Source organism: Paenibacillus sp. EPM92 (genome assembly GCF_016586185.1).
GTDB classification, from domain to species: domain Bacteria; phylum Bacillota; class Bacilli; order Paenibacillales; family NBRC-103111; genus Paenibacillus_G; species Paenibacillus_G validus.
Genome location: NZ_BCPS01000099.1, coordinates 14383 through 36792, shown reverse-complemented (window position 1 = coordinate 36792; position 22410 = coordinate 14383). Strand labels below are relative to the sequence as shown.

Below are 22410 nucleotides of genomic sequence, written 5' to 3'. Positions count from 1 at the left end.
TAACTATTTATGAACGTATATGCATACGAGTACCCAACTACATATCAAATCATTGTAACTGATGGCACGGAACAAAACACTTTATCTTATGACTTTGGAAAAGAACAATCCGTTGAAGTTAGCGCTAACGAGGCTTTGTTGCTTGCCCAAGCAGAAATTAGCAAAGCAGCCGTACCAACGCCAGTCATTCTTTAACTAACGAAGTATCGAATGTTGAATAAGGGGTCATCTACCCAAAGTCGCTGATCCTGATTTGCCTGGCGCGCACATGCCACAAGTTAATACCGCATGGTGGCCGGACGGTAATCCGTGGTTCCAAGCCGCGGAAGAACGCACCGGAGAGTATGTCATCGATATTATTGGTAATTGACAAGCCCCGACCCAATCGGGGTTATTTTTATGGGCAAAAGGAGCGAACAAATGGATCTGACCATACTGACAGCAGCAGTATCCGTCATCGCTGCAATTAGCGGTATTTCGCTCGGCTGGATCGGCCGGGCAAGATCGATTAAGCGAGATACTGAGCAAGAGGCCGGCAAAGATGCGTACTTGCGAGCAGACATGGACTACATCAAGCGCGGTGTGGACGAGGTGCGGCTCGAGCAGCGCGCGCAGGGGCAAAGGTTTGATTTATTGTCGGAACGCGTCACGCGAGTCGAAGAGTCGGCAAAGCAGGCGCATCACCGGCTAAACAGATTAGACGGAGGGAGAGAGTAAGTTATGGAGGATCAAATCTTGCAGCTGGCGGCTCTGGTGGCCGCTTACGTCGGTGTCGTGAAGGGCTTTGGATTAACCGATAAATGGACGCACCTGGTCGCTCTGGTCATTGCGTCCATTTTTGTACTGGTGCCGGATGTTGTGCGAGATAAGATATCGATGATATCCCTCGTCGGGCTGACAGCAAGCGGGGCTTATCAGTACGTCAAAAAGCGGGACGGTGAGAGTAAATGACTTTTAAGCAAAAATACGAGATAACCCCCCGCTATCTCACGGGTCCGAGCCAGCGACGGCCGAAGGCGCCGTTAGCCCGCTGCCGATTCATGGTCGCCCACGATACCGGCAATCCCGGATCGACGGCAGCAGGTAACGTCTCATACTACGAGCGGACGCACGCGGACATGGAGCAATCGGCGCACCTGTTTGTGGATGATAAGCAGATCATCGAGTGTGTACCGTTCCTGACCGGACCGGCTGAGAAGGCATGGCACGTCGTGTACAACGTAACGACGGACAACGTACGCTACGGCGTTGATGCGAACGATGCGGCAGGCGGGGTGGAGCTTTGTTACGGTGGATCGATCGACCTGCAGGAGGCGTACAAGCGGTTCGTATGGGTCATGGCTTACAGCTGCTACAGATACGGTTTAAACCCGGCCACGGACATTACGGGGCATTATATCCTCGATCCGGCGCGCCGCACCGATCCGCAGAATGCTCTCCGGTTGCTAAACAAGACGTTCGATGACTTTGTGGCTGATGTGGCTAAGGAATATGCAGATTGTAAGGAGGATGAGCCCGTGCTTAATAAAGAAGTTGCAAACAACATCATATCGTCGTACCTGTCGCCTGAATGGTTCAAGTGCGATGAGCAGCGGACGAAAGCGCAGCAAGATGGTCGTGCCGCGGACGCTGAAGCATGGCGCAAGTTGCGTGATTATCAGAAGTATTTGGCGGACGAACTGCGGAAAGCATCGGGACAAGCAGTGGAATGAAGAAATCCCCGCCGTGTGGCTGGTCGGGCTATTTTATTTTTAAAAGAACAAATCTATGTAAAGGCCAGCCATGCACGGCCAGCTCGTGGCGGAATTCCGCGACCATCGCCCTTTCGGGCTAGGTTTCGTCCGCTTCCGCTGCGGACTCGTCAGGCGGCCCCAAACTCCTCATCGAGATACTTGTTGACATAAGCCGCCTCGTCCTCCAAGTCATAATCACCTACGCGGCCAAGAACCGCTTCAACCGCATCGGAGCCGTGCTCTTCCCGGAGTTGTGCGAGACGATCATCTAGTGCTTGTTTATCGGCGACAACTTTTGCCCACCAATTAAAGGTGTCTTGGTCGCACACATAAACGTTGAGGTCAGCATCGTAAGTAAACTGCCCATCGTTTAACGCGCCATAGTTGCCGATCAGATCGACCACCCAATTTACGCCGTTTTTCATTAATTCGAGGGATTGTGCAGCGCGTGTTTCTTTGATAAGAATATTCATGTTTATCATCCTTTCGCCTCATCCGCTATCTGCGGCTTGTTGGTTTGAGCCATCCCTTGTTGTTGATTTCATTATAACATACAAACAATAACATGTAAATAATTATATGAAATATATTATTGCTGTTATCGCATTCTTTTATTTTTGGCATACTGTTCCAAGTCGTCACGTAAATATAGCCTTGTCTTGCGCACGTCCCCAAACTCTATAAAAGGCAGGATACGTCCAGTCGCGACCGACTGGTTAAAGCCTGAGGTGGACTGGCCCGTTATTGCCCGAGCCTCGTCCTGCATTACAAGGTTGTCCTGTATCCAGCGCTTGATATCCTCTTTATTCATCGTTGTCATCCTCCAGAGTTTTGATGTAGGGTTCATGGTATTCCATTTCCAACCGCTTTCTAGCGGCGATTGCGTCAGCCAACTCTTTAAAGGGCCCTGCAAACTTACGCATTCCTTTGACTGTTATGTTAGCCTCGTAATACTCTCTGCTTTTTCTCACCCGCTTGTATACACCTTTATGTCCGGTGCTGCTATCGGATCTAACTTTTTTGGTAAGCAGCGGGATCGCAACGCCATCTACTGACATTTCGTCTAATAGGGTACTTCTAGCTGTTGCAATTTGTTCTGATCTCGCACATCCGCAGGATGTAATTTCACCGCGCCTCAAAAGTGTTGCACTGGCTTTTACATCGTTGTTGCCGCATTTACATTCACAGCGCCAAAGCGCACTGCCGGTTTTTGTTATCCCAGATCTCTCAATCACTTTTAACCAACCAAACGTTTGATTGGTTAAGTCAAGGGCATTTTTTGGCGATTTCTTCCGAAGGCAGCCGCATGACTTTTTTCTACCACCAAGCAGCTGGCTTTTGGTCGCCGTTGTGTAAGCACCGCAATCACATTTGCACGACCAGGCTTCCTCGTTGTATATCTTTTCTGCGAGCTTCTCGATGGTGACCAGAAGCTCAAAACGCTGATCCGGATTAATCATTACGCCACCCATTTAAGCAGGCCGCGTTTGATCTCAAGCGTTGCTTTACCTGCAAAATCCAACTCAGTCATACCAAGAGAGATGCGGTACAAGTTCGCTGCTTTTCCTGTTGCCTTGTTTGTACCCGTTTGGTAAGGCGTGAGTACATGGCGTTTGGTGTAGAGTTTGCCAAATCGGTTGCGGTCTTGCGTGTAGTAAGCGATCTCGACATCGGCGTTAGTGCCAAAGTACAGCATACCGTTGAGTTTTTGTACAACCACAAATCCAAAATGGTTAGCGTTTTTTACTTCAGACCATGCTTGGCGGAGCGCAGCTGCCAAATATTCACGAATTTTACCGCCGTACTTTACTACTGCTGCTCTTGCAATCTCCCAAGCTCTTGTCATTACGTTTTTCATTATCATCCGCTCCCTTTTGTTTATACACACATTATAACATGTAATTATTTATAGGTAAATAGATGCATAACAGATTTTCGGATATTGAAAAAATGAGTGGGAATGGGTGAGTTTTGCGGATATTGTGAGTGTTATCGTATAAGAATTTTAGAATGAGCAATACTACGTCCAAAACCTTAGGGGGCACGTGTCTGACAGCGGACTGAAAGTAACTGTCTGACAGCCGAGTAGGACACGCATTAAGTACAAGCCGCGGCGCATACGCTGATATTAAGCGATCGCGCTTACGCGTTCGCAAGCGGGGAGCGATGGGGGCCCGAAGCTTAATATCTGATACAAGCGTTCCGACGGCGGAGCGCTTTTTTTATTACCAAAAATCTGAGATGCGTACGTCGTAACCTCTCCCACGAAGGTAACTAATAACCGTTAATACGGTTTCTTCATAAGGACTATATTTCGGATCGTTACAAAGTCTTGTCGCAGTGTTTTTGCTTACAGGCAGTTCCCCTTGTTTTATCCCCTCTCGATCCAACCATTTCCCAAACTTAGTTCTTCTTTTCCCTAAACCAAAATCCATAAGACATCTCCACCTTTCTATAAAAACAAGGGTGGACAATCTTCGAAAAAATTATTCCCTGATATAAAAAACTGTGGGAATAATGGACAAACGGCGCCCCGTATGCTGTATCAGAAACGTCAAACGGAGGTGCGACAGATGGCAGACAATAGGATCTCGTTTCGTTTACGTAAGGTGGATGGCGACTTACTCGAGGCGACGAAGGATCTATCAAGCGACCGAATTTCCGATCTAGCCCGCGACGGGCTCCGGCTTATTCTCGGCATAAAAACGACTAAGCGCGTGGAGGTAACGGAGCGCCCGATCAGCGTCACACAGGCGTCGGACATTCGGCGGACGGAAGTCATACCGCAGCAGCGGACGATACCGGGGAAGCCTGCTGTGTTCGTCCCGGGTCAGCAGCGGAGATAAGGAGGCGGGGATGATGGGATTCGATATCGCTGGTGCCGTGGCGCTGTTTGTGAAATATGCGCCGTACATTATCGGGATCAAGATTTGCACGTCTGCTGTAGACGTTGCCACCACGTACGTTAAGCACAGAATAACGAAAGGGTGATCCGGCGTGGATCAAACTAAGTGTTACATCATCGATTTGCGGGAGATGCGCCAGGATGCCGTCCGCAAGCTCCTAAGCCGAGGAACGTTCGTCCGGTGTGCCGGCTTAACTTTCGTGCTGCTGGCTGGTCTGCCGGACGTGTCGTTCGCCGCCAGTGGTACCGGAATCGACGAAGGTGCCAACAAAATATACAGGAAGCTTCTTAACGTCGGGAAATGGGTGATCATCATAAAGGGCGGAATAGAGACGATAAAAAACGTTTCCGAAGGGGATTTTGGGACCGCCAAAAAGAACTTCCTCGGGTACATGATCACCTACGCCATACTATGGGCGCTGCCGTGGGGCATGAAGCAGATCGACGAATTGTTTTCCGAGTTGGATACGTGAGGTGAGCGCCATGTTTACGCAACTACGATTCGAATTGACCCCGCGAATTACGGCTGACTTCGGAGCTATCGATTCGGTCCATAAAACGCCGCACACGGGCGTCGACGTCGGGATCCCGATCGGCACGCCGCTATATGCCCCGGAGGGCGGCATCGTCTCGCGCGTCGTCGATTATGGTGACTCATCGCTCGGCAAAGGCGTGTTCGTCCGGACGCGGGACGGTCACCAATATATCCTCGGCCATTTGTCGGAGGTAAAGGTGCATGAGGGTGAGCGTGTCCATGCAGGCGACCTGCTGGCATTGTCCGGGAACACCGGCAACAGCACGGGGCCGCACATACACTTCGGTTTGCTCAATAAGGCGGGCGCTTTCGTCGATCCTGCGGCGGCTCCGGTCGCCGATAACGGCCACCTCGGCATACTTGGCAAGGTGCTTGAAAAGTCGTGGAATAACGCGCACGATTCCGTCAGGGAGCACACACGGTCCATCGCGTACGATACGGCCATCGGCTTCTTCCAGGGAGTCGGCGATCTCCTCGTTGACCTATCGTATTCGATTGCGCTGATTGGCGGCGGGCTGGCGATCATCCTGCACGTGGCCGGGTGGGATAAGGGCGCGAGGTGGGCCGGGATGCTGACGGTGGGGTACGTATTGATCAAATATTTGGCGGTGGGGTGATTTAAGTGAACGTGATAAGTCTCCGCGAAGCTATCCGCATCGTCCGGCCGGAATACGTCTTCCTGCGCCTGAAACCAAACAACTCGATTCGAAATCAGAGTACGCATAAGCTGGCGCGGACCATTGCGAGCCTGTATAAAAACGTTCTCGAGAACGTCAAGAAGGAGGAGATGAGGGCGGCTCGCGTGCTCGGCCGGCAGTTCTTTGTCCCGACACGCCTTTCCTACGAAGTCCCAAGCAAGGTCTCCTACTTTATCTACCTCGAAAAGAAGCGAGTCGAATTTTACTTTATCGCGCCTCGGTCGCAGTTGAGCCTTATCAAGGAGAAGATCGGCGACGTCTGGTCTTCGGTAACCGTCGAGGAGGTCGCGGAGTTGCCGGGGTTTGATAAGGAGGCGACGAGGTATCAGATGACTTACGCAAAAGAAGATGCGCTCAGCCTCGCTGTCGACCGGAGGAGCAACGACCTGTTGAATTCTACCTTGAACGTGATCGACGTCATGGAAGATGGCGACCGTGCCGGCCTATTCTTCAATTTCATTCCGACGTCACAGTTTACATGGCGTAGCACTTACAAAAGCACCCTCGATAAGGTCCGGAGCAACATTCCAGTTGATCGTGATAAGACGGGCGCAAGCTACCTCTTTAAACGCGCTATTGCACTGCTGGCAAGCACGCTGGACCTATTTACAGGTGCACTATCGGATAAGCCGGCAAAACCAGCCGGGAACTCCTTAGAAGCAGTCCTAGAACGTCTGAACGGGGGCAAGAAGATAAGCGAGAGCACCCAGCGGAAAGCGGGCGCTGCCGTCCTAAATACGCAAATCCTTGTCATGAGCCAAAGCGCGGACGCCCTCCGGCAGCGGAACAATGCGCGCAGTTTAGCGCAAGCTTTTGACACGGTCTCGGAAGACAATGCGCTGGTACCGCGGCCGTACCGCAAATCATTCAAGTATACCGACTACTCGCTTCCGGCAGCAGCGGTGAATAAGGTCGGCGACGAAGAGTGCCAGTCCTTCCTTGCGCTGGCCGGGCGCGACGTGCTCGAACGGTTCAATTTTATCGAGAAGGTAGAGACACAGGAGACGGAGGTGCCGGAGGACCTGCGGAAGGGAACGATGCGGATCGGCGTGAATGTTTTCCGGGGTAAGGAGCAACCGGCATACTTGAGTAACGACAGCGAATATAAGAACCTAACGCTCGTCCTGGTAGGGCCGACGCGCGCCGGCAAGTCAACGCTAATCGGGAACCTTTCATACGACGCAATTAAAGCCGGCGAGTGCGTTGTGATCTTCGACTACATCAGCAGCTGCCAGTTGAGTTCCGAGGTATCCGCACTGTTCCCGCGGGATAAGACGTTGGCGATAGACTGTAGCGACCCGCGGACACTGCAGGGGCTCGGATATAACGAGGTAGGCGTAAGCGCTGATCCATGGCTCCAGTACGACAATGCAAAGAAGCAGACGACGCAGCTTATGACGCTCGTAAATTCGATCAACTCCGATGATACTCGCTTGAGCGCCAAGATGGAACGGTACTTGACCAGCGCAAGCCTCGTCGTATTCGTCTGCGGCGGAAGCATACGGGACGTGTTCAGCGTGCTTCAGGATCACAAGGAACGGCATCGGTTTATCGAACTGGTGCCGAAAAGCCAAGAGGAGAACCTCGCCGATTACATGGCAAATCTGTACGAACTGGACGACTACGAGGAGACGAAGAAACACGGCCGTGTGCTTGTCGGGACGAAAGACCATCTCATCACGGGTGTCATCGACCGCTTGAATAAGCTGAAAGCGAACACGTACATGGAGGCGATGTTAAAGCGGTCGACGGCCGGGAATATCGATTTGGTCAAAGAGATGCAGAAGAACCAGCTCATCTGCCTGCGCATGCCGGAGACCATGTTCAGCACGGACGGCGAACGGGACGTGTATACGACGTATTGGATAACAAAACTCTGGCTTGCGCTGCAGATCCGGGAGCAGCGTGCCGGTGGCGATCGGAGTAAGCTGACAAAGGTGAATATCGTGTTTGACGAGCTTTACCAAGTGGAGAACACGCAAAAGTTCCTTTCCGACAAGCTTAGTCGTCTCGCAAAATTCGGCGCCAAGCCGATTATCAGCTGCCACTACATCAACCAAATCGGGCACATCCGGGCAGAGCTCAGAAGCGCGAATGCCTCGTACATGTTGATCAGCGGCTGTGACAAAAAGAATTACGACGAGCTGAAGGATGAGTTATATCCTTTCGTAGTCGAAGACCTGCTTAACCTACCGCGTCACAACAGCATGAACCTCATCAAAAGCGCGGATGGCTACGCGCGGTTTATCACTCAGTTGCCTGAGCCGGTATCATGGATTAATGTGTATTGGAGGAATGAAGATGGGAAAGAGTTCAGGAGAAGGGCAGATTCGCCCACTGAGACGATACGCATATTGGGCGAATTGAAGACGCAAGGGCGAGAGGTTAGCAGGGTTGTAACTGTGGATGGGACGTTTAGCGCAGAAGAATGGAAAAGCTCCGAGGATATTTAAGCCCGGAGCTCTTTTCTTATCATCAAAGTGACCCAGACAATCTTTAGATCGTACAAGATGTGAAAGATGATCGGCAGCAGCAGACTGCCGCTGTTAATGTATAACCAGCTGAGTGCAAACCCGAACAGCATTGTGTCCCAAATGGCCGACTTGCCCTGCTGGTAGTGTCCAATACCGAATAGGACATTCGTGATGATGAAGCTCGACAGGGCCGTAAATCCCCATTGCCCTTGAAAGTAGGAATATAAGTACCCCCGGAATATAATCTCCTCAGAAATGCCAACGACAAAGGCCAGCACCGCAAACATGATGAGACTCTTTTTGGAGCGCGGGAGCATGTATTCTTTGTTCCGATACTCCTCCGCGATGGCTGACCGCATGCGCTGGCTGTACAAAGTCAAAATAGTCGGGACAATTAGCATGAATAGTTGGTACGTCACAATTGACCATAAGATGTAGTTAATGATTTTTGGGACGGTGAACGTGGCTGCAGGATAAAACATGGAGGCGAACGGCTGAACCATGAGGACGAGAACGGTCGCTAAGATGTACCAGAGATAGATCCTCAAGTATGCCGACTCTTTGGTTTTGTCTGCTATGTTGGCCTTTAATTTCTTCACTTCAAAAATGCTAATTACAGGCATTAAAATCAAGATGAATGCAACGACTAAATGCGGCATTTATCCACGTCCTTATTAGATATTGACGACCGCTATCGGTCATGCTATTATCATACATGAATGACCGCTATCGGTCAAATATAATGTTAGTCAGGGGGCTCAAACTTTGAAGATTAAGAGGATCGAAGAGCTCGTAATGGGGACAGAGAAGGCAGCGGAATTGTGGGGGCTCTCGCAAGATCATATTAAAAAGCTTTGCCGTGAGGGAAAGTGTGAGGCGTTCCGGATCGGGAACACATGGATTTTGTTGAAGGACCAGCCGAATCCGAGGAGAATAAAACAGAGTGCAGAGGATGAGTGACGATGTTCGGAACATTATTGGTTGAGTTTATACTGACAATGGTTTTATTTATTTCACTATTCATACTTAATTTTATTATTTTTAAGATACCTGTTAAGGACAATGACAAGCAGATTGTGCTCATATCTTTAGTCGTCGGGTCCGTTAATTATTACTTTAAGTTCATTGTGAATTCGCCGTTTTTCATGCTGTATCAGGTGATAGTGACCATAATCATGCTTATCATCGTCAGACGGTATCCACTCTTATATTCTTTCATTGTTACAGTGACAGGCTCCTTAGCTGTATCGCTAATCGATACCATTGTCACTGTTGTGTCGATTAGAACTTTTAGCTCAATTGAACTCTTGGGCAAAAACCCCATTCACTTCGCAATCGCCCACCTAATAACGTCGGTGCTTTGTCTTCTAGTAGCTTACGTGTTGCACAAGAAAAATCGCGGATTTTCCTTCGTGAACAGAAGATTCTCAGGCAAGCACTCCCTGAAAACCATAAATTTTATTTGGGCATTCCTACTTCTTTGTGGATTAATGGCTCTACAGTTTACTAACAAATTCGATGATGATTCGTTTCACTTATACATAATTATTTTTGTAGGGGCATCCCTTGCGGCCAGCATTATTTACGCTTATATTCAGAATAAAAAGGTACTCAAGGATCGTAACTGGAAGGGCTGAAAATATTGGGAAAAGTCGATCAACTGGCAGGATATATTGCTGAAGCTATACATAAAAACTACCCAGAATCATCATCGGTAGATGTCCTCAAATATGCTCTGATTTCCCTGCTTAATACCGCGATCACCATCATGTTAGTTTTATCCTTGGCTTTGCTAACGGGGCGTTTATTGCCTGGACTATTGGCGGTTGTTGCCTTCCCCACACTTCGCTATATAAGCGGTGGTCTGCATCTTAAATCACCTAACCTTTGCAATGTATTTACTGCACTTTTCATGTTAATTGCCATATACGTACCAATTGAATATTGGTATACTGGTTTTGTGACAAATGTACTAGCTGTCGTCGTTTTGTTGCTAAACGCTCCTAGTGGAATAAAGCGGAGTACCGTAGACCCAAAGACATACCCTGTCCTAAAATTCGCCGCCGTTGGTATCGTTTCTTTAAACTTTTTATTCCAGTCTAATGTGCTGGCCGTGGTGTTTTTATTTCAAGCACTTACGACCACTCACATATTTCAAAAATTGGTTGATTACATCGAATCAAAGGTGGTGAGACTCTAGGATGAAGAAATTCGTTTCCAAACTTGCTGATCGCGCGCTGACTAAATTTGCAAAGTTTCAAGCAAGGGGAGGCTGCTACTTCGGCTGCCATGCACCTGAAGCCCCGGCAGAACTGTTCAGTAAATAATAAGGACTTAATCCAAAAGCGGCCCCATTCTCGGAGGCCGCTTTTACTATGCTCTTTATTATGCCTGTTGCGATTTCGACCTCATGAACCCGAGGAATGTTTCGGCAACCTCTTTAAAATAAAATCGTTTGACACTCTCGACCCTCTCGTAATTCGCCAAGTCGGTTTTATTTAGTGCAAGCCCGAAGCCCATATGCGACTTGTGCTGCTTAATAAGCAGATAAAGCGTCGTTTCCTGCGTTTCGATGTCGACGTTGCAGTTTAATAATATAGCGGGTGTTTGGTTGAACATCATATATATTCCGCAAATTTCATCGCCGATGGGCTTGGTGTCAAAAATAATACCGAGGTGTGTTGCGGCTTTGTACGGGCATCTTTCCCCAACTTGGGTATAAAGTTCTTCGAGATGGTCATCGATGTTCAAACGAATCACTCCGATCGTTGTTTGGTATAATTTTAGTATTAGGCCATGCCCGGCAATGATTTTTTAGTAAACAAAGGAATCTGCTGTTTCGATGCTGCTTTAGTTACTTCCTCAATCGGCTTGATCCCGTATTCTGGGATGAGCTCCTTCAGGTGGTCCTTATGGACATTCGCAACCGATCCGTAAAAACTCTTATCTGTAGGGTTATCCTCAAAATAGATTCGGCCGCGGAATTCGTCGTACACCTTCGCATGTTCCATACATACAACGTTTGTAGAGTCGAACGATCGGAAGCCGTACGGAAACCAAGCTTCTTCAAGCTCGTCCTGAGTGCGGACAAAACGATACTGCTTGCCCGTTTTTATGGACCGCAACAAGATCCCTCTCTTGTCGCTCGACGTCTTGCATATTTCGTTTCTATCGATCTCCACGACCTCGCCGGTTTCAACGTCTACTACCGGCAAAAGGTGTACATATACTACCTTCACATCTTCGGACATACCACACTAGCCTCCTGTCCGCATTAACATACTAATGCTAAAATTGTCAATCAAATTATTTCCGGATATTCTCTTGACTTTGTTCGCATCTTGTTCGCTTTTGCTTTCCGGCACGTAACGGTAAAATAAAACCTGATAAATTACAGATGCTCCAGACCTCTTAGCGACAAAGGTGGCCGCCTTATTCGCTAACGTTTGGAGTTTTTTTATTCTGCTCTTTGATAATCACCCCCTCAAAATGGTACGATTACCCATGTAAGACTTAACCAAATGGAGGCAACTAACCCTATGGCGTTACGCTATAAGTTGGGGCGTTGCAACCTGTCTGAAATTTGGAAGGAGATCGGGTGGACAAACCAAGACTTCGCTGATGCGCTGGACATTAGTAGGCAGTACGCTTCCGACTTGGCTAAAGGGAAAAAGAAGCTCGGGACTGCTATGCTATTCAGCGCTGCGGATGCAATGGGTGTCGATCCAAGAAGAATTTACGAGCTCGTTCCAGTTAAAAAATCAGACCGTAGGAAGCGACGACAATCAACGGAGAGTACCGATTAACGGTCTCTTCTGGGATGGTTGTCATCCTTTTTGGGTACAAAGTGATTAAAATAATTTCCCTACAGCACCCGTAGACATTTGGGCATTGTGGGAATCATTATATCACGGTCAACTTTTTTTGTGACATATGTCTAAATTCATAAATGAATTTTTAGGAGAATCGACATTTTTTGTCGAAAAATCACTTGTCATTCTTCTTGTTTTCTGCATCTTTGCTGAATACATACCCCATAAACTCCCGCACGTGACCCAACTGCTCATCTGAAATGCTCCCTTTTGCACGGATCATAGCTTCGGTTTCTTTAAGGAACTGCTCGATGGATGCCTCTTCCTCAGATTTAACCTTAGTCTTATCAAAATAGTACTTTTCTGCATTTTCTCGGCCATATAAATAGTCTATTGTAACGTTGAATAGGTCGGCGATTTTTATTAAAACCTGTCGACTAGGGAATGCTTCCCCGTTTTGATACTTAGAAATACTGACCCTGCTTACCCCAAGAATTTCGGCTAGATCAGGCTGAGACATATTCCTTTTAATCATTAAATCTTTAAGTATTTCGCTAAATTCGACCACTTTATACCCACTCCTTGGAAAAAATAATTCCAGTAACTGAAAATTAATGTTGCGTACTTGATGGTTACATGTTAATATACGGACATAGCAAACAAGCTACACCAGTCTACAAAACATAATGCGTAACAACATGATGAAGTTGGTTGCAATTTATATTCACTGTAAGTAACTATTGTCTACACGATTATTATACAGTGTAACCAATAGTTACGCAAGGGTAAAGTTTTCTGACGACGTCAGAAGTTTATTTGCTATGCCCTGAATGTTCTTGACGGTTACATTGATGTAACTATTTATTAATAAAAGGTGGTGATTCCGTGAAAATACAGCTGAAAAACTTAGATCAATTCAACGAAATCTTGATCAGAAAGGGGTTGTCAAAGGCAGCATACAGCGAGGAAGTTGGGATTACTCGCTCCGCAGGAACAAGGCTATGCAATGGGCAGACTCTTTACTTTTCACCAGCTCTTGCGGTTAAAACCGCTGAAAAGCTGAATGTAGAGTTTGACGATCTGTTCGTAATCGTCAAGGCAGAGGAAAAGGAGGTGACCAAGAAATGAATAAGCCCTACATGGAAACGCTGATCGGCGCCTTAAGGCACGAAGTCAAAGAGGGTTTAGATTCAGACGTAAGCTCCGAAGCAATAAACGACCTTCTTTCAGACCTTGTAGCAAATGCAATCATACTTGATAAAGAGAATCTGGAAATGGTTTACGTTCTGATGCTAGTGCTGAATTCATTTTTGAAAGAAAAGAGGGGAATCAAATGAAACTCGTATTCATCGAAAACAATCGTCCAGTCACGGACAGCCTGACGGTAGCTGGGACATTTGGAAAAGAACATCGTCGTGTACTGCAAGATATCCGAGAGTTGGAATGCAGCGAAGAGTTTCGACTGCACAATTTCGTGCAGTCCTCATACACCAACGATCAGAACCGCGAAATGCCGCGTTACCTCATCACCCAAGACGGATTCGCCTTCCTCGTAATGGGCTACACCGGAAAAGAAGCAGCTCGATTCAAGGAAATGTACATCAATGAATTTAACCGGATGCGCGAGCTTTATCAAAATCAATTTCCTGTTGGATTAAGTAAAGAAATGCAAGCGATCTTTATGCTGGACAAACGGACGCAAGAATTTGAATCAAGAATTGAAAAGCTTGAACACAATATCACCATTGATTACGGACAACAGAACGACCTTCAGGTCATAACTAATCAAAGCATCGTAAGTTTACTGGGAGGTAAAGAAAGTCCTGCATATCAAAACAGCAAGCTCCGTGGCGAAGCATATTCAGCTATCTGGCGTGATTTTAAGGGATACTTCAACATCAATTCTTATAAAAACACCTTGGTGAAAGATTTCGATAAAGCAAAGCAATATCTTTATGAATGGTCTCCACAAGGAAAGTTGTTAAGGGACATCGAGAGAGCAAATGGACAAATCCAATTTGAGTGAAGAGGTGACCGCACATGAAACAACCGGTCTATAAATTCTTCTACACCGTAGACAACCGCATCAAAGCGGTCCGCGTGACGGAAGAAGAGCCTGCTGAAGAAAGCGGCGCCTGGTTTATCGTCGCTGCGGGAGCTGCCTGCGTCATCTGGTGGTTCCTATGGTAGCCGTCATCGTTGGCCTGATCGTCGTGTTCATCGTTTGGTTCGTGGTAGAGCTGTACAATGCACCCCTAATTGATGAGGAGGAATGAGAGTATGATAGCCATCCATCCAGTACATCGGAAGTTAGCGGAAATTGTGTTTATGAACACTGACAAGAATGGGAACCTGCTCCTTGGGAACGCAGAACTGCAACTGATCCTTAAGGAGCTCCGCAAAAACATGGAGCTTGTTTATCGGAATGATTCACTAAAAGAGTTGTCTTTTGTGGCCTATCAGATGGGCGACATGGAGTGGGTACAAGAAATCTCGAAGCAATTAGAAGAGCTCGAAGCACAATGCATATGAAGGAGGTGAAAACCCAAATGGATACATCTTATACCGAAGTGGTGAACATGCTGTCATCTAAAACTGCTGGTACGAAAAGTGGGGCCATGTACGCAATTCTGAGCAGGGATGAGCTACAAAATACGATGATCGCCATCGATGATCTGAACCAGCGGATCGAGGCGCTAGAACGAGAAAACACCCTGCTGAGCTTGTTCGGCAACTACGGGCAGGTGACCAGATGAAATGGGCTTCCATCAAAGAGGATGTGCTGAGTGTGGCTGCGCTGTTCGGTCTAATTTTGATCCTTCCATTTCTGGTGCTGTTCCTAAAGTAGGCCCACGACAAGCATTCGGCATCCGGCTTACAGCTCTGAGAGAGTCTCGCAGCCTAACGCAGTACCAACTTGCTGATAAAACCGGATTAACGCGAGCATCTCTATCCCATTACGAAAAAGCCCGTAGGGAGCCGGATATCGAAACTTTGGTCAAGTTGGCCGATTTCTTCAAAGTCAGTTTGGATGAATTGGTTGGTCGATAATAGCTGTAAAAATCAAAAAAAATGTGGTGGTGATACTGGAATGACTGTAAAGCTTACCGAAGCTCAAAAAGTGCTTGTCGAGCAGAATTACCCTTTGGCAGTCCATTTTGCCAATCAGTACCTTTGGACAGGCGCGAACCGGGATGAATTATTGAGCATCTGCGGCTTTGCCTTATGCAAGGCAGCTAAGTATTTCAGAGAAGATAAGGGCGTAAAGTTTTCAACGTTTGCTGGTCACGTCATAAAGATGCAAATATTCTCGGATCTCGGTAGAGATAAACAGGTTAAATTTTCAAAGGCGCACGGAAGGGTACGATCATTAGACGAGCCAACAACCGACGAAGGCGACAATTCCTTGACGGTTATGGACATGGTCAAAGGAAACGGGCATCAAGCTTTTGATACGGCCGAAGCGCTGTTGGATGCTGGACAGGAATTGCTAGGAACGAAGCGAGGTAAAGCCGGGTTACTTTATCACGTTTATGGGTATGGACAAGATGAAATCGCCGAGCTTCTGGGCGTAGCTCAATCTCACATATCAAGAATGATTCGGAAGCCTCTGAAAGGAGGCACAGCCGTTTGATAATCAAAATCTGTGGCACATACTTAAACCCAGATCAGCGCAGGCAGTTTTACGGACAAAAGAAAAGCACCCGTCGGCCAGGACGGATGCGGGGCGAGAAAAGCCTTTTCCAAACAATTCTCTACGCAATTTTACATAAGAATGAGCGCTGAAGCAAGGGGAGGGTGCTTGTGGAAGGAATCACAAATCATCAAGCAAACGTGCTGCAATTCATTAAGTCATTTCAAGAATGGAATGGACGTAGCCCAATGATCAAGGAAATCATAGCAGGCTCAGATATTATTCACGAATCTCAGGTGCGAGCTGTTGTGCATTCTCTTATAACCAAGGGCTACGTCATTAAGGAAAGCAGAGGGGTGTACGCCGCGCTTCCTACGGAGGCCGAGCAGCGGATGGACGACAAAGAAGCGCTGGAGCATTTGGCCGACACGTTGACCAGTCGCTCGCACCTGATAACCGAACGGGCCGGAAACAATATGGCCGCTTTTCTGCGGCAGATCGCGGGGAGGATGTAAATTATGGCCGGACATTGGTTTTACATTACGCCGGAAGAATACGAGCAAGCAGCTTCAATCGGAGTCGACAACCAAACTTTAGACCGTCGTATTCGGGAATTGGGTTGGAATAAAGAACGGGCTATAACCACTCCGATCCGACCGCTCAATAAGGACCGCGCACATTGGCGCCAGGTAGCCGAGAAGAACGGCGTCAGCTTTCGAGCGTTTCACTCCAGAATTTCGCGGGGATGGAGCGACGAGGAAGCCGCCACCAGACCGCTGCAGACGCCGGAGGAAGCCAAGAAGCTAGCACTTCGGGCAACGGAGAAGGTCCGTAAAATACCTCGTAAGTATATGGAACTTGCTGAGCAGAACGGAATCCAGCGCGCGACGCTTCATGCAAGGATTAAAAAAGGATGGTGCTTAGAGGATGCGGCTACCAAGCCGCTGATGGACCGGACAGAAATTGGCCGGCGAGGGGCAGCAGCGCTTCGTGCAAGAGAAGGGGATTGGGCTGCTCTGATCTTTGGAACGAGGTGAACTGATGGAACAATTGAAGGCAAAGAAATGCAGCGTTTGTCTTGGCCGCCGAGGCTGGTGGGTTAAGGGTGCCGACATCGACGGTCGCGAGTATTGCCCGGATTGGGAGCCATGCGATGGGTGTGACGGCACCGGCGTCGAGCAGGAACGGAAAGACCAGTAATTTTTTTCTCTCAAATCTATGGAATGAAAAAAATAAATTTCAAAGGGAGATTGATAGAAATGATGAAAAGCACCGGAATTGTCCGCAAGGTTGATGAATTGGGTCGGGTGGTCCTGCCGATCGAATTACGCCGCACACTCGGCATCGGAGAGAAAGACGCGTTGGAAATCTACGTCGACGGCGAGCGCATCATGCTCAAGAAATACGAACCAGCCTGCATTTTCTGCGGCAACGCCGACAACGTCAGTCATTTCAAGGGCAAGATCGTTTGCGTGTTGTGCATCGGCGAAATGCCGAAAGGCGGGCGGCGCCATTGATTAAATGGATCAAGAAACTGTTTTCCAAACTCCGGACGGTTTGGAAACCCCAAAGCTTCAATGCCCGCATGCGGCAGATCGGGTACAAAGGAAGGTTCGGCCGGAAGGTAGTGCGGGCGATGTTGCGGCGGGAACGCGGGTATAAGCCGGGAACGTTGGGGCCGTCGTGGATAGCTGAAAAGCGAAAATTCACACCACAATACAACGTTTGAAAGGAGAAGCGTCATGGCTAAACACTTCGAAAAGCAACGAAGAAAAGAGCCTGATGAGGACGATTTGAAGGACGGGATAGCCTTTGACAAGATGGGTCGAATGCAATATCACCCGGAGTTTCATCCTAACCACGGTAAGCCATTCTCGCAAGATGACTTGATTTATATGTGCAAATTTTACGAGATCGATGGGCCAAGGAAAATTAGCTTCGCGCTTGGTAAAACCGAGCACACGGTGATGAGTCGGATATCTGCACTCCGAAAGAACGGAAAATTCGAATACTACAAGAATATGCCTGAAGATCAATGGCTTAATGTGATGGAAGATTCACATACTGCGGTTTGACGGTATCCGGAGAGTGTTCGCCAAGGCGGGCCTTCGGGGATGCTGTTAAGCATCAGTACACAGGGAAGGAGGGCTGAATGTACATGGGAGAAATCGCGGAAATGACATTGAATGGTTTGCTTTGTGAAGAGTGCGGCGCTTATGTAGATGGAGAAGAACCAGGCTACCCGCGCAAGTGCGAAGATTGTGAAAACGAAAAATAACCCGCTGGCAGGCGGGCTAAGAAAAACAATTTCACCGCAAGCGTATCATCGTTCTTTTAAAAATTCAATAGGAGGGGTTAAGTCCCATGACAAATCAAGCATCCGCATTCAAAATCGCTAAGCAAGCCGGCGCAGCATACGACTATGCATCCGTTAAAGGAGGCATGTCCGTACTCGGCCGCAAACCAATCACCGGTAAAGAGCGTGACCATCGCAACAAGCGCAACCAGTTGGCTAAGCAGGCGCGCCGTCGGAACCGCGGTTAATATGTTTCGCGGACTAATCAACGTGTTGTCTTTTTACGGATATGCATTAGCCATAGCCTTTGTGCTGTGGCTGGTGCTCAAATAAAAGAAAGCGAGGTAACGGAAATTGAGGAGCATCGAGCTTATTTCATTGGCTTTACGCAATTTCAAGGGCATCCGCGACTTCAAACTTGAAACGGATGGGAAGAACGTCCGGGTTTATGGCGATAACGCCGCTGGTAAGACCACCATATTCGACTCCTTCACGTGGCTGACGTTCGACAAGGACAGCCAAAACAAAAAGGATTTCGCCATTAAAACGCTGGATGCCGGGGGTGTACCGCTTCACAACCTAGAGCATGAAGTCGAGGGCGTGCTGCTCATTGACGGCAAACGCCGGACGCTAAGGAAGGTATTCACGGAGAAGTGGACCCGCAAACGCGGATCAACCACATCAGAATTCACCGGGCATGAAACGGCATATTTTATCGACGGCGTGCCGGTGAAAAAGTCCGAATATACCGAGTTCGTGGACTCGATCATGAATGAAGAAATCTTCAAGCTGCTGACCAATCCGTCCTATTTCAACGAGCAGCTTGATTGGAAAAATAGGCGTAAGACCTTGCTCGACGTGGCCGGGGACATCTCGGATAGCGATGTCATCGCTGGAAAGAGCGTGCTTAAGGATCTGCCGGCCATCCTCGGCGACCGATGCATCGACGATCATCGAAAGGTTATCACCGCTAAGCGGAGTGAGATTAACAAGGAGTTGGAGAAAATTCCGGTCCGGATCGACGAGGCTGTCCGTTCTAAACCGGACACTGCCGGACTCAGCGAGGATTGTTTGCAACAAAAACTTGAGGCTTTGAAAACCCATATTGCCGACAAGGAAGCCGAGCTTTTCCGGATCCAGTCCGGCGGGGAAATAACCGTCAAGGAAAAGCGGAAGCTAGAGATCGAAAGCGAACTACTCCAAATAAAAAACCAGATACAATCCGGCTCGATGGATAGAGTTTCGGTCAAGCGCAATGAGGTCTCTGAGCTGAAGCGACAAGCAGATGAAATCCGGTATGAAATCAGACGATGCGAAGATCAGAAGGCTAGGAATGGAGCAGCTATTTTAGACAATAAGGCTGAGGCTGATAGGCAGCGGGAAGAATGGTTTAAGGTAGATGGTGAGACATTTACAAGTAGCCATAACTCCAATTGTGCAGCGTGCGGGCAGGCTCTTCCTGAATATCAAGTCAAAGCCGCCCACGATAAGGTCATAGCCAATTTTAACCGCAGCAAAGCGGAACGGTTGGATGTCATATCCACTAAAGGCAAAGCTGCGAAAGCCGAAGCTGAACGTCTAGATAAAGAAAATGCTGAGCTTAAAACCAAAATCGAGAAATTTAATGGCGATTTGGAGGCTGTCACAAACAAACTGCAGTCGGCCGAAGCGGAACTGAACAGACTTGCTGTTCCGGATGTGGATAGAGATCCGCTTTACATTCAGAAGAAGCAGGAGAAGGACGCTATTGAGCGGGAGATTCTAGGCCTGCGCTCATCGGTACAAAGTAAGGTGGAGGCGGCAAGAAGCGAACTATCGAAGCTGCGGCTTGACGCGGAAGCTTTAGAGCAGAACAAAGCGAAATTCGCTCAGGTTGTCACGATTGATAACCGAATCAAAGACCTACGGGCACAGGAGAAAACGTTGGCCGCCGAGTACGAGCGACTGGAGAAAGAGCTCTTCCTAACCGAAGAGTTCATCCGGACAAAGGTAACCATGCTTGAATCCAAGATCAACAGCAAGTTCAAGTACGCCCGGTTCAAATTGTTTGAGCAGCAGATCAATGGCGGTCTCCAAGAGGTATGCGAGACGCTAGGAGATGGCGTGCCTTACTCCAGCGGCCTTAACCGGGCGGCGCAGACTAACGTTGGACTGGACATCATCAATACCTTATCCGAGCATTACGGCATTACGGCTCCTATTTTCATCGATAACGCCGAGGCCGTGACCCGCCTGATCGAAACGAAGGGGCAGCAAATCTGCCTGATCGTAAGCGCAGCAGATAAGCAACTACGGGTTGAGGCGTCCGAAGTTGCGGCGCCGGCATCTGATCTAATCATCGTAGATAACGAGGTGATCGCTTGAGCAACGTCGTTATTGTCAAAGTGATAACCAGTTATAACAGGGATGGATTTTCCCGCGAAAAACTTTATATCGACGGCAAAAAAGTAATGACTGTCGGGCCGCTCACGGAATGCCCGGAGGATGCAATTTTAGAGCGAGATCTAGTCGGACCGTCCGATTTCGCGAGTCTTCTGAAAGATTTTTTAATCGAGCATAAAAGCAAGCAAGTCAAATTTGTTTACGAAAACGAGGAGGAAGAAGAATGAATAATCAAATAGCACAAAAGGATTTAACAGCATCAGAACGCTTCATGAACAAAGTTGTAGCTGAATTCGGTGGATCGGTCGGCGGAGAAGTGGCTTTGACCAACTTCCAAAAGAGACTCGCTCAAAACTACTTTATTTCTCTTGATGCGGCTCTCAAAATGGCCGAGGAGAAACGTCTTAAAAAGAAGAACAATCAAGACCCGCTGCCGGTTACATGGGCTAACGTGAACATGGAAAAGCTCGCACGAGACGTCGTATCAGCTGCAAGAGTTGGATTTGATCCTGCCCAAAAGAATCACATAAATATGGTCCCTTATAAAAACAATGCTCTGAATAAATACGATATCGGTTTTGTGGAAGGGTATCGCGGTATGGAACTTAAGGCTGTCAAATACGGTCTTGACGTTCCGGACCATGTGGCTGTTGAAGTAGTCTATTCCACCGATCGGTTTAAGTCCTACAAGAAGGACCGTAACAATCAATACGAAGGGTATGAGTTCGAAATCACAAACGAATTCGACCGTGGAGAGATCGTCGGTGGGTTCTATTATCACCTGTACTCGGCCGCGCCGGAGAAAAATAAGCTTGTTACGTTTAGTCTCAAGGATATCGAGAAGCGTAAGCCACAGTATGCGAGTGCAGAGTTTTGGGGAGGGGAGAGGGATGTCTGGAAGGACGGAAAAAAAGTCGGAAAAGAAACGGTCGAGGGTTGGTACGAAAAAATGGTGTACAAAACAATCTACCGCGCTGCTTATGGCGATATCACTATCGATAGCCAGAAGATTGATGACGACTACATGCGCTTAAAACAAATGGAATCCTCCCTTGCTGAGGCCGAAGCTTCCGAGGAAATTTCCCAAAAAGCCAATCGTGAAGCGATTGATGTTGAATACGAAATCGTAGATGAAGACGATCCCGACCAGTCCTCGGATTCACAGCCCGAACAGCAAGAAATCAACATTGATCAGCAGCCGCCGCAGTCCGGCGGGCCAGGCTGGTAATGATCGACATCAAACCTCTCGCATCCAGCAGCGCCGGTAATGCTTACCGAGTAAGTGACGGGACGACTACCCTGCTGCTGGACGCAGGTCTCCGCTTCTCCGACATCCGACGCGGACTTGATTTCCGCGTCTCGGAGCTCGCGGGCTGCCTGATTACTCATGAGCACGGAGACCACATAAAGGCGGCGGCGGACATTATGAAGGCCGGAGTAAACGTGTACGCATCCGGCGGAACATTGGAAGCTGCCCGGCTGTCAGGACATCGCGCAATAGCCTTGAAGGCTCTGGAGAAATTTACGATAGGCACATGGACGATCCTACCCTTTGAGGTCGAGCATGACGTCTCTGAACCTCTAGGGTTCCTCCTGGCGAATAAAGCCGGCGACAAGCTGCTGTTCGCAACGGATACTTATTACATTCGCTACCGGTTCCCGGGATTGACTCACATCATGGTCGAGTGTAATTACTCAGCAAAAATACTGGATGAGAACATCGCAGCTAGACATGTCCCCGTCGGGATGAAGAAACGGTTGATCCGATCGCACTTCAGCTTGGAGAACATGATGGACTTCCTCCGCGCCAATGATCTGAGCCGGGTTCAGGAAATATGGTTGCTGCACCTGAGTGACAGCAATAGTGATGCTGAGTTGTTCAAGCGGGAGATACAAGAGCTTACAGGCAAGCAAGTTTATATCGCAGATCGTTAATAAATT

38 protein-coding genes are annotated in these 22410 nt (G+C 48.3%); 29 read left to right on the top strand and 9 right to left on the bottom strand.

Annotated features, from left to right (window positions below; translation table 11 throughout):
- Positions 1-420 precede the first annotated feature (420 nt).
- Genes JMF85_RS24945 through JMF85_RS24935 form a run of 3 tightly spaced genes read left to right on the top strand, consistent with a single transcriptional unit; the run spans position 421 to position 1712 of the window.
- On the top strand, positions 421-717 hold the full coding sequence (locus JMF85_RS24945) for a hypothetical protein (protein ID WP_201319127.1): 297 nt from the start codon (positions 421-423) through the stop codon (positions 715-717).
- Between the two features lie 3 nt (positions 718-720).
- A complete protein-coding gene (locus JMF85_RS24940; RefSeq protein ID WP_201319126.1) occupies positions 721-951 on the top strand; it encodes a hypothetical protein in 231 nt (76 codons plus the stop codon).
- A complete protein-coding gene (locus JMF85_RS24935) occupies positions 948-1712 on the top strand; it encodes a peptidoglycan recognition protein family protein (RefSeq protein WP_201319125.1) in 765 nt (254 codons plus the stop codon). The genes JMF85_RS24940 and JMF85_RS24935 overlap by 4 nt, the downstream gene beginning before the upstream one ends.
- A gap of 149 nt (positions 1713-1861) precedes the next feature.
- Here JMF85_RS24935 and JMF85_RS24930 read toward each other — a convergent pair whose 3' ends face one another.
- The 5 genes from JMF85_RS24930 to JMF85_RS24910 form a co-directional block, all read right to left on the bottom strand.
- Positions 1862-2206, bottom strand: a complete 345-nt coding sequence (locus JMF85_RS24930) for a hypothetical protein (RefSeq protein ID WP_201319124.1) — start codon at positions 2204-2206, stop codon at positions 1862-1864.
- 125 nt (positions 2207-2331) lie between these two features.
- The gene (locus JMF85_RS24925) at positions 2332-2544 is read right to left on the bottom strand and encodes a hypothetical protein (RefSeq protein ID WP_201319123.1); all 213 of its coding nucleotides are present in this window, start codon (positions 2542-2544) and stop codon (positions 2332-2334) included.
- The gene (locus tag JMF85_RS24920) at positions 2537-3205 is read right to left on the bottom strand and encodes a hypothetical protein (RefSeq protein WP_201319122.1); all 669 of its coding nucleotides are present in this window, start codon (positions 3203-3205) and stop codon (positions 2537-2539) included. The genes JMF85_RS24925 and JMF85_RS24920 overlap by 8 nt, the downstream gene beginning before the upstream one ends.
- Positions 3193-3591, bottom strand: coding sequence for a hypothetical protein (locus JMF85_RS24915; RefSeq protein ID WP_201319121.1), 399 nt, complete (start codon positions 3589-3591; stop codon positions 3193-3195). Before JMF85_RS24915 ends, JMF85_RS24920 begins: the two co-directional genes overlap by 13 nt.
- A gap of 367 nt (positions 3592-3958) precedes the next feature.
- A complete protein-coding gene (locus JMF85_RS24910; RefSeq protein WP_201319120.1) occupies positions 3959-4168 on the bottom strand; it encodes a transcriptional regulator in 210 nt (69 codons plus the stop codon).
- Positions 4169-4306: 138 nt separating this feature from the next.
- Between JMF85_RS24910 and JMF85_RS24905 the strand changes: the two genes are divergently transcribed.
- The 4 genes from JMF85_RS24905 to JMF85_RS24890 all read left to right on the top strand — a co-directional run bounded on the left by JMF85_RS24905 (position 4307) and on the right by JMF85_RS24890 (position 8324).
- Complete coding sequence (locus JMF85_RS24905; RefSeq protein ID WP_201319119.1) at positions 4307-4579, top strand: hypothetical protein; 273 nt, start codon at positions 4307-4309, stop codon at positions 4577-4579.
- 151 nt (positions 4580-4730) lie between these two features.
- Positions 4731-5111, top strand: a complete 381-nt coding sequence (locus JMF85_RS24900) for a hypothetical protein (protein WP_201319118.1) — start codon at positions 4731-4733, stop codon at positions 5109-5111.
- Positions 5112-5121: 10 nt separating this feature from the next.
- Positions 5122-5790 (top strand): M23 family metallopeptidase, encoded by a 669-nt coding sequence (locus tag JMF85_RS24895; RefSeq protein WP_201319117.1) that lies wholly within the window; start codon positions 5122-5124, stop codon positions 5788-5790.
- Between the two features lie 5 nt (positions 5791-5795).
- Positions 5796-8324: a type IV secretory system conjugative DNA transfer family protein gene (locus JMF85_RS24890; protein WP_201319116.1), complete on the top strand. Its 2529-nt coding sequence runs from the start codon at positions 5796-5798 to the stop codon at positions 8322-8324.
- Here the strand turns inward: JMF85_RS24890 and JMF85_RS24885 are convergent.
- Entirely contained in the window at positions 8321-9004 is a 684-nt protein-coding gene (locus JMF85_RS24885; RefSeq protein WP_201319115.1) for a CPBP family intramembrane glutamic endopeptidase, read from the bottom strand. The genes JMF85_RS24890 and JMF85_RS24885 overlap by 4 nt on opposite strands.
- A gap of 106 nt (positions 9005-9110) precedes the next feature.
- Between JMF85_RS24885 and JMF85_RS24880 the strand changes: the two genes are divergently transcribed.
- The 3 genes from JMF85_RS24880 (at position 9111) to JMF85_RS24870 (ending at position 10672) form a co-directional block, all read left to right on the top strand.
- Positions 9111-9305 (top strand): helix-turn-helix domain-containing protein, encoded by a 195-nt coding sequence (locus JMF85_RS24880; RefSeq protein WP_201319114.1) that lies wholly within the window; start codon positions 9111-9113, stop codon positions 9303-9305.
- A 682-nt stretch (positions 9306-9987) separates the two neighbouring features.
- On the top strand, positions 9988-10545 hold the full coding sequence (locus tag JMF85_RS24875) for an accessory gene regulator B family protein (RefSeq protein ID WP_201319113.1): 558 nt from the start codon (positions 9988-9990) through the stop codon (positions 10543-10545).
- Position 10546: 1 nt separating this feature from the next.
- Positions 10547-10672, top strand: coding sequence for an AgrD family cyclic lactone autoinducer peptide (locus tag JMF85_RS24870; protein WP_201319112.1), 126 nt, complete (start codon positions 10547-10549; stop codon positions 10670-10672).
- A 58-nt stretch (positions 10673-10730) separates the two neighbouring features.
- Here JMF85_RS24870 and JMF85_RS24865 read toward each other — a convergent pair whose 3' ends face one another.
- Both JMF85_RS24865 and JMF85_RS24860 read right to left on the bottom strand, forming a co-directional pair.
- On the bottom strand, positions 10731-11096 hold the full coding sequence (locus JMF85_RS24865) for a hypothetical protein (protein ID WP_201319111.1): 366 nt from the start codon (positions 11094-11096) through the stop codon (positions 10731-10733).
- Between the two features lie 38 nt (positions 11097-11134).
- A complete protein-coding gene (locus tag JMF85_RS24860) occupies positions 11135-11596 on the bottom strand; it encodes a hypothetical protein (protein ID WP_201319110.1) in 462 nt (153 codons plus the stop codon).
- Positions 11597-11884: 288 nt separating this feature from the next.
- Here JMF85_RS24860 and JMF85_RS24855 point away from each other — a divergent pair, with 288 nt between their 5' ends.
- Entirely contained in the window at positions 11885-12151 is a 267-nt protein-coding gene (locus JMF85_RS24855; protein WP_201319109.1) for a helix-turn-helix domain-containing protein, read from the top strand.
- Positions 12152-12332: 181 nt separating this feature from the next.
- On the opposite strand, the gene JMF85_RS24850 is transcribed toward JMF85_RS24855, so the two are convergent.
- Positions 12333-12725: a helix-turn-helix domain-containing protein gene (locus tag JMF85_RS24850; protein WP_201319108.1), complete on the bottom strand. Its 393-nt coding sequence runs from the start codon at positions 12723-12725 to the stop codon at positions 12333-12335.
- A 317-nt stretch (positions 12726-13042) separates the two neighbouring features.
- Between JMF85_RS24850 and JMF85_RS24845 the strand changes: the two genes are divergently transcribed.
- The 18 genes from JMF85_RS24845 to JMF85_RS24760 all read left to right on the top strand — a co-directional run bounded on the left by JMF85_RS24845 (position 13043) and on the right by JMF85_RS24760 (position 22404).
- Positions 13043-13285 carry a helix-turn-helix domain-containing protein gene (locus JMF85_RS24845; protein ID WP_201319107.1) on the top strand — a complete coding sequence of 81 codons (243 nt, stop codon included), beginning with the start codon at positions 13043-13045 and terminating at the stop codon, positions 13283-13285.
- Positions 13282-13494: a hypothetical protein gene (locus JMF85_RS24840; protein ID WP_201319106.1), complete on the top strand. Its 213-nt coding sequence runs from the start codon at positions 13282-13284 to the stop codon at positions 13492-13494. Before JMF85_RS24845 ends, JMF85_RS24840 begins: the two co-directional genes overlap by 4 nt.
- Positions 13491-14183, top strand: a complete 693-nt coding sequence (locus JMF85_RS24835) for a Rha family transcriptional regulator (protein WP_201319105.1) — start codon at positions 13491-13493, stop codon at positions 14181-14183. Before JMF85_RS24840 ends, JMF85_RS24835 begins: the two co-directional genes overlap by 4 nt.
- Positions 14184-14197: 14 nt before the next feature.
- Positions 14198-14347 (top strand): hypothetical protein, encoded by a 150-nt coding sequence (locus tag JMF85_RS24830; protein WP_201319104.1) that lies wholly within the window; start codon positions 14198-14200, stop codon positions 14345-14347.
- A 90-nt stretch (positions 14348-14437) separates the two neighbouring features.
- Positions 14438-14689, top strand: a complete 252-nt coding sequence (locus tag JMF85_RS24825; RefSeq protein ID WP_201319103.1) for a DUF7667 family protein — start codon at positions 14438-14440, stop codon at positions 14687-14689.
- Between the two features lie 17 nt (positions 14690-14706).
- Positions 14707-14913, top strand: a complete 207-nt coding sequence (locus JMF85_RS24820) for a hypothetical protein (protein WP_201319102.1) — start codon at positions 14707-14709, stop codon at positions 14911-14913.
- Between the two features lie 67 nt (positions 14914-14980).
- Positions 14981-15208 carry a helix-turn-helix domain-containing protein gene (locus JMF85_RS24815; RefSeq protein WP_308645039.1) on the top strand — a complete coding sequence of 76 codons (228 nt, stop codon included), beginning with the start codon at positions 14981-14983 and terminating at the stop codon, positions 15206-15208.
- The gene (locus JMF85_RS24810; RefSeq protein ID WP_308645038.1) at positions 15198-15791 is read left to right on the top strand and encodes a sigma-70 family RNA polymerase sigma factor; all 594 of its coding nucleotides are present in this window, start codon (positions 15198-15200) and stop codon (positions 15789-15791) included. Before JMF85_RS24815 ends, JMF85_RS24810 begins: the two co-directional genes overlap by 11 nt.
- A 170-nt stretch (positions 15792-15961) precedes the next feature.
- A complete protein-coding gene (locus JMF85_RS24805) occupies positions 15962-16306 on the top strand; it encodes a LexA family protein (RefSeq protein WP_201319099.1) in 345 nt (114 codons plus the stop codon).
- A gap of 3 nt (positions 16307-16309) precedes the next feature.
- Complete coding sequence (locus JMF85_RS24800) at positions 16310-16828, top strand: hypothetical protein (RefSeq protein WP_201319098.1); 519 nt, start codon at positions 16310-16312, stop codon at positions 16826-16828.
- Between the two features lie 4 nt (positions 16829-16832).
- On the top strand, positions 16833-16991 hold the full coding sequence (locus JMF85_RS24795; protein ID WP_201319097.1) for a hypothetical protein: 159 nt from the start codon (positions 16833-16835) through the stop codon (positions 16989-16991).
- A gap of 59 nt (positions 16992-17050) precedes the next feature.
- Positions 17051-17308, top strand: coding sequence for an AbrB/MazE/SpoVT family DNA-binding domain-containing protein (locus JMF85_RS24790; protein WP_201319096.1), 258 nt, complete (start codon positions 17051-17053; stop codon positions 17306-17308).
- A gap of 225 nt (positions 17309-17533) precedes the next feature.
- On the top strand, positions 17534-17866 hold the full coding sequence (locus JMF85_RS24785; protein WP_236595987.1) for a DNA-entry nuclease: 333 nt from the start codon (positions 17534-17536) through the stop codon (positions 17864-17866).
- 289 nt (positions 17867-18155) lie between these two features.
- Positions 18156-18335 (top strand): hypothetical protein, encoded by a 180-nt coding sequence (locus JMF85_RS24780; RefSeq protein ID WP_201319095.1) that lies wholly within the window; start codon positions 18156-18158, stop codon positions 18333-18335.
- Between the two features lie 106 nt (positions 18336-18441).
- On the top strand, positions 18442-20451 hold the full coding sequence (locus tag JMF85_RS24775) for an AAA family ATPase (protein ID WP_201319094.1): 2010 nt from the start codon (positions 18442-18444) through the stop codon (positions 20449-20451).
- Positions 20448-20696: a hypothetical protein gene (locus tag JMF85_RS24770; RefSeq protein WP_201319093.1), complete on the top strand. Its 249-nt coding sequence runs from the start codon at positions 20448-20450 to the stop codon at positions 20694-20696. Before JMF85_RS24775 ends, JMF85_RS24770 begins: the two co-directional genes overlap by 4 nt.
- Positions 20693-21697 (top strand): recombinase family protein, encoded by a 1005-nt coding sequence (locus tag JMF85_RS24765; RefSeq protein ID WP_201319092.1) that lies wholly within the window; start codon positions 20693-20695, stop codon positions 21695-21697. The genes JMF85_RS24770 and JMF85_RS24765 overlap by 4 nt, the downstream gene beginning before the upstream one ends.
- Positions 21697-22404 carry an MBL fold metallo-hydrolase gene (locus JMF85_RS24760; protein ID WP_201319091.1) on the top strand — a complete coding sequence of 236 codons (708 nt, stop codon included), beginning with the start codon at positions 21697-21699 and terminating at the stop codon, positions 22402-22404. Before JMF85_RS24765 ends, JMF85_RS24760 begins: the two co-directional genes overlap by 1 nt.
- The last annotated feature ends 6 nt before the right edge of the window (positions 22405-22410 follow it).

Coding starts and splice junctions, on each gene's coding strand:
- JMF85_RS24945 (WP_201319127.1), top strand. CDS start 421: ATGGATCTGACCATACTGACAGCAGCAGTATCCGTCATCGCTGCAATT.
- JMF85_RS24940 (WP_201319126.1), top strand. CDS start 721: ATGGAGGATCAAATCTTGCAGCTGGCGGCTCTGGTGGCCGCTTACGTC.
- JMF85_RS24935 (WP_201319125.1), top strand. CDS start 948: ATGACTTTTAAGCAAAAATACGAGATAACCCCCCGCTATCTCACGGGT.
- JMF85_RS24930 (WP_201319124.1), bottom strand. CDS start 2,206: ATGAATATTCTTATCAAAGAAACACGCGCTGCACAATCCCTCGAATTA.
- JMF85_RS24925 (WP_201319123.1), bottom strand. CDS start 2,544: ATGAATAAAGAGGATATCAAGCGCTGGATACAGGACAACCTTGTAATG.
- JMF85_RS24920 (WP_201319122.1), bottom strand. CDS start 3,205: ATGGGTGGCGTAATGATTAATCCGGATCAGCGTTTTGAGCTTCTGGTC.
- JMF85_RS24915 (WP_201319121.1), bottom strand. CDS start 3,591: ATGAAAAACGTAATGACAAGAGCTTGGGAGATTGCAAGAGCAGCAGTA.
- JMF85_RS24910 (WP_201319120.1), bottom strand. CDS start 4,168: ATGGATTTTGGTTTAGGGAAAAGAAGAACTAAGTTTGGGAAATGGTTG.
- JMF85_RS24905 (WP_201319119.1), top strand. CDS start 4,307: ATGGCAGACAATAGGATCTCGTTTCGTTTACGTAAGGTGGATGGCGAC.
- JMF85_RS24895 (WP_201319117.1), top strand. CDS start 5,122: ATGTTTACGCAACTACGATTCGAATTGACCCCGCGAATTACGGCTGAC.
- JMF85_RS24885 (WP_201319115.1), bottom strand. CDS start 9,004: ATGCCGCATTTAGTCGTTGCATTCATCTTGATTTTAATGCCTGTAATT.
- JMF85_RS24870 (WP_201319112.1), top strand. CDS start 10,547: ATGAAGAAATTCGTTTCCAAACTTGCTGATCGCGCGCTGACTAAATTT.
- JMF85_RS24860 (WP_201319110.1), bottom strand. CDS start 11,596: ATGTCCGAAGATGTGAAGGTAGTATATGTACACCTTTTGCCGGTAGTA.
- JMF85_RS24855 (WP_201319109.1), top strand. CDS start 11,885: ATGGCGTTACGCTATAAGTTGGGGCGTTGCAACCTGTCTGAAATTTGG.
- JMF85_RS24840 (WP_201319106.1), top strand. CDS start 13,282: ATGAATAAGCCCTACATGGAAACGCTGATCGGCGCCTTAAGGCACGAA.
- JMF85_RS24835 (WP_201319105.1), top strand. CDS start 13,491: ATGAAACTCGTATTCATCGAAAACAATCGTCCAGTCACGGACAGCCTG.
- JMF85_RS24830 (WP_201319104.1), top strand. CDS start 14,198: ATGAAACAACCGGTCTATAAATTCTTCTACACCGTAGACAACCGCATC.
- JMF85_RS24825 (WP_201319103.1), top strand. CDS start 14,438: ATGATAGCCATCCATCCAGTACATCGGAAGTTAGCGGAAATTGTGTTT.
- JMF85_RS24820 (WP_201319102.1), top strand. CDS start 14,707: ATGGATACATCTTATACCGAAGTGGTGAACATGCTGTCATCTAAAACT.
- JMF85_RS24800 (WP_201319098.1), top strand. CDS start 16,310: ATGGCCGGACATTGGTTTTACATTACGCCGGAAGAATACGAGCAAGCA.
- JMF85_RS24795 (WP_201319097.1), top strand. CDS start 16,833: ATGGAACAATTGAAGGCAAAGAAATGCAGCGTTTGTCTTGGCCGCCGA.
- JMF85_RS24790 (WP_201319096.1), top strand. CDS start 17,051: ATGATGAAAAGCACCGGAATTGTCCGCAAGGTTGATGAATTGGGTCGG.
- JMF85_RS24785 (WP_236595987.1), top strand. CDS start 17,534: ATGGCTAAACACTTCGAAAAGCAACGAAGAAAAGAGCCTGATGAGGAC.
- JMF85_RS24780 (WP_201319095.1), top strand. CDS start 18,156: ATGACAAATCAAGCATCCGCATTCAAAATCGCTAAGCAAGCCGGCGCA.
- JMF85_RS24765 (WP_201319092.1), top strand. CDS start 20,693: ATGAATAATCAAATAGCACAAAAGGATTTAACAGCATCAGAACGCTTC.
- JMF85_RS24760 (WP_201319091.1), top strand. CDS start 21,697: ATGATCGACATCAAACCTCTCGCATCCAGCAGCGCCGGTAATGCTTAC.